Here is a 3080-nt window from a genome sequence, read left to right as displayed (position 1 = left end):
CGGCGTGGCGTCCACGCGTTCCACCTCCGGCAGCAGGCGTGGATTGCCCAGCCCGGCGCAGCATTCCAGCAGGGTGCGCGCCACGCGCACATCGGCGTGCTGGGCCAGCGCGGCTTCAGCGGCATTGCCCGGGGGCACGATCAGGATGCGTCCGGCTTCGGCGGCGGCAATGGCGGCCGGCAGTGCGCCAGACACCGCGCGCAGCTCACCGGTCAAGCCAAGTTCGCCGAGGAATTCGTACTGCAGCAACGACTGCGGATCAACCTGGCCACTGGCAGCGAGGATGCCCAAGGCAATCGCCAGATCGTAGCGTCCGCCTTCCTTGGGAAGATCGGCGGGGGCGAGGTTGAGGGTGATGCGCCGCTGCGGGAAATCGAAGCGCGCACAGAGCAAGGCGGCACGTACGCGCTCGCGTGACTCGCGCACGCTGGTCTCGGCCAAGCCGACAATCTGGGTAACCGGCAGACCACCGGAGAGATGCACCTCGATTCGTACCAACGGGGCGTCGACTCCGGCGCGGGCACGGCTGTGGACCAGCGCCAGGCTCATGTGTGGTTTCCTGCGGAGGGGCGCTTGATGGTGGGGCGGCGCGCTGCGGGTAGCCATCGGGACTTTCAGGTGGTGCGACTAGGGGGATTCCGACCATTGGGGGGAAGCGGGAATTTCGAGAGGGCACCCTGCGGCGATGCAGGGCCCCGTTTTCCGTCTCGGTTCGTTGGGCGGAAGCGAGAATTGTCGGCACGTGCCCGTGTGCTTGCGACGGGTGAGAACGCGCCACTTAGTCGGGCAGTCGACTCCACGATGCGGCAGCTGAGTGGCGAGTTGCCAGGTACCACTCTCTGCAAGTAGTGGCGCTAAATGTAGTGGCGCTAAGTGGCTGTGCTGATCGGAAGAAGCCGGCCCGATAGGACTCCCGCTCCGTAATCTTCCGGACGAGGGGCGCCTCCTGCGCCGTTGCTTCTGCTCAGGCCAGGTCGCGGGCCCACACCTGGCTGGTCTGGTCACTGCCGAAGCTGTGGTGGTGCTCTTCCTCCACCAGCGAAAAACCGGTCTTCTCATACAGGCGCACCGCATCCAGCAGCACCTTGTTCGTCCACAGCACCATGCGGGTATAACCGGCGGCACGCGCAAAGCCGATGGCTTCTTCCACCAGGCGGCGGCCGACGCCCAGGCCCCGCGCGCTGGCATCCACGTACAGCATGCGCAGCTTGGCCGTGGTGGCATCGTGGCGCACCACGAACACCGAGCCCACCATCTCGCCCTGGCGGTCGGCGATCCAGCAGCGGTCGGAAGTAGGGGCGAACTCGCGCAGGTACTTGCCGACGATGTCAGCCAGCAGCGCCTCGAACTCCTGGTTCCAGCCGTACTCCTGCGCGTACAGCCGCGCCTGCTTGTGTACCACCAGGCCCATGTCACCCGGCTGCGGGGCGCGCAGCACAACATCTGCCGGGCGCGTATCCAGCAGTTGCCCGATGCGGTCCATCGCGTCCACCAGCGCCTGCTGCTGCGCCTCCGGCAACGGCGCCAGCATGGCCAGCACTTCCTGGCGCGACGCCTCTTCGAAAGGCTGGAACGTCTGCCGGCCAAGCGCGGTCAGCGCCAGCAACTGCGAGCGAGCGTCGTCCGGGTGGGGTGTCTTCTCCAGTAGCCCCTGGCTCTCCAGCGTGGCGATCACGCGGCTGAGATAGCCGGCGTTGAGGCCCAGCTCCGTGCGCAGGTCCAACGCCCGCGCTGCCCCGCGGCTCGACAGTTCGTACAGCACACGCATTTCCGTCAGGGAAAACGGGCTGCCCAGCAGGTGGTCCTGCAGCACGCCGATGCGGCGGGTATAGAAGCGGTTGAAACGACGCACCTGCTCGGCGCGGTCGAGGGCTTGGCTGTGCTGGGCGGGCATGGTGGTTGTTCTTTTATTGCCTGAGGCAACTAATATTGTGTGCCTCAGGCAAGCAAGTCAACAGTGTGAGGCCGGGGCCGCTATGTGCCTGGCTTGCCCCGGTCCAGCTGCCGGTATCCAATGGCCTCGGCCAAGTGTGCGGTCTGGATGGTCTCGCTTTCGGCAAGATCGGCAATGGTGCGTGCCACGCGCAGGATGCGATGCATCGCCCGCGCCGACAGCTGCAGGCGCTCGATGGCYTGTTCCAGCAGGTCCTGGTCGGCTTCGCTCAAGCGCGTGCACGCGCGCAGGGCAGCAGGCGGCAGGTGCGCGTTGAGGCCRCCRCGCGCCTGTTGCCGCGCATGYGCCGCTTCCACCCGCGAGCGAACACTGGCGCTGGGCTCGCCCAGCGGCGTGCTCTCGCGCAGYTCMACYGCATCCATGCGGYTCACGTTGATGTGCAGGTCGATGCGATCCAGCAACGGGCCCGATACCCGTGCGCGGTAGCGGGTGATGCGCTCCTCGCTGCACAGGCAACGGTTGCTGCGGTCGCCGGCCCAGCCACAGGGGCACGGGTTCATCGCCGCCACCAGTTGAAAACGTGCCGGGTAGACCACGCTGCGCGACGCGCGGGAGATGCGGATGTGRCCSGACTCCAGYGGYTCGCGCAGGGTTTCCAGCGCACTGCRRTTCCACTCCGGCAGTTCATCCAGGAACAGCACGCCGTGGTGCGCCAGCGAGATTTCGCCGGGGCAGGGCGGATTRCCGCCCCCCACCAAAGCCGCAGCGCTCGCACTGTGGTGCGGCGCCCGGAACGGCCGCTGTCGCCAGCGCTTCGGGTCCAGCCCTTCGCCGCTGACCGAGGTAATGGCGGCCAACTGCAGGGCATCGATCTCCTCGGAATCCGGCAGCAGGCTGGGCAGGCGCGAGGCCAGCAGGGTCTTGCCGCAGCCGGGGCTGCCGATCAGCAATAGATGATGACCACCGGCCGCCGCCACTTCCAGTGCCCGGCGCGCGAGCGCCTGCCCGCGTACATCGGCCAGATCCGGCAGCGGCAGCGGCGTGGCGTCCACGCGTTCCACCTCCGGCAGCAGGCGTGGATTGCCCAGCCCGGCGCAGCATTCCAGCAGGGTGCGCGCCACGCGCACATCGGCGTGCTGGGCCAGCGCGGCTTCAGCGGCATTGCCCGGGGGCACGATCAGGATGC

Annotated in this window: 3 protein-coding genes; all 3 read right to left on the bottom strand. The window is 67.8% G+C overall.

Annotated features, from left to right (window positions below):
• Positions 1-549, bottom strand: a 549-nt coding sequence (locus AC1VAN_RS16650; protein ID WP_480986230.1) for a magnesium chelatase domain-containing protein, incomplete at its 3' end; no start/stop codon positions are given.
• Positions 550-964: 415 nt separating this feature from the next.
• Positions 965-1894, bottom strand: a complete 930-nt coding sequence (locus AC1VAN_RS16645) for a bifunctional helix-turn-helix transcriptional regulator/GNAT family N-acetyltransferase (RefSeq protein ID WP_442251439.1) — start codon at positions 1892-1894, stop codon at positions 965-967.
• 80 nt (positions 1895-1974) lie between these two features.
• On the bottom strand, positions 1975-3080 hold a 1106-nt coding region (locus tag AC1VAN_RS16640), incomplete at its 5' end, for a YifB family Mg chelatase-like AAA ATPase (RefSeq protein ID WP_480986229.1).

This window comes from Stenotrophomonas sp. 05L44_2, assembly GCF_056665995.1.
Note: the sequence above shows the minus strand (reverse complement) of the source record. Positions and strands in the feature narration are given on the sequence as shown.